At 67.6% G+C, this 417-nt stretch carries 1 protein-coding gene; it reads left to right on the top strand.

Going from position 1 to position 417, the window contains the following annotated elements; translation table 11 throughout:
• Positions 1 to 402, top strand: a 402-nt coding sequence (locus AX708_RS00485) for a transposase (RefSeq protein ID WP_067489148.1), incomplete at its 5' end; no start/stop codon positions are given.
• Positions 403 to 417: the final 15 nt, after the last annotated feature.

Below are 417 nucleotides of genomic sequence, written 5' to 3' on the forward strand. Positions count from 1 at the left end.
TTCACCGGTGTCGGCAAGCGTCGGGACTGGCCGCCGGAGGTGAAGGCCTCGATCGTCGCGGAGAGCTACTCGGGCACGGAGAGTGTGAGCGCGGTGGCGCGCCGCCATGGCATGTCGGTATCCCAGCTCTTCACTTGGCGCCGCCTGCTGCGCAAGGAGATGGAGGAGCGCGGTATCGCGCTGCCAGCCGCACCTCGCGCGGCACCTATGTTCGTGCCGGCGGTCCTCGAGGAGCAAGAGCCATCGCCGCCGACTGTGGCGAGCAAGCGGGCATCGCAACCCAGAAGCTCCAGAGCCAGCGCGATCGAGTTGGAGATAGGCGGCGCGCTGGTCAGGATTGGCCACGGCGCTGATCCCGATACGATCTCCGCCGTCATTACTGCTCTTCGAGGGTCGCGATGATCGGCCCGGCACCCG

The sequence above is a fragment of the Erythrobacter sp. CCH5-A1 genome, from assembly GCF_001557115.1.
Taxonomy (GTDB): Bacteria; Pseudomonadota; Alphaproteobacteria; order Sphingomonadales; family Sphingomonadaceae; genus Erythrobacter.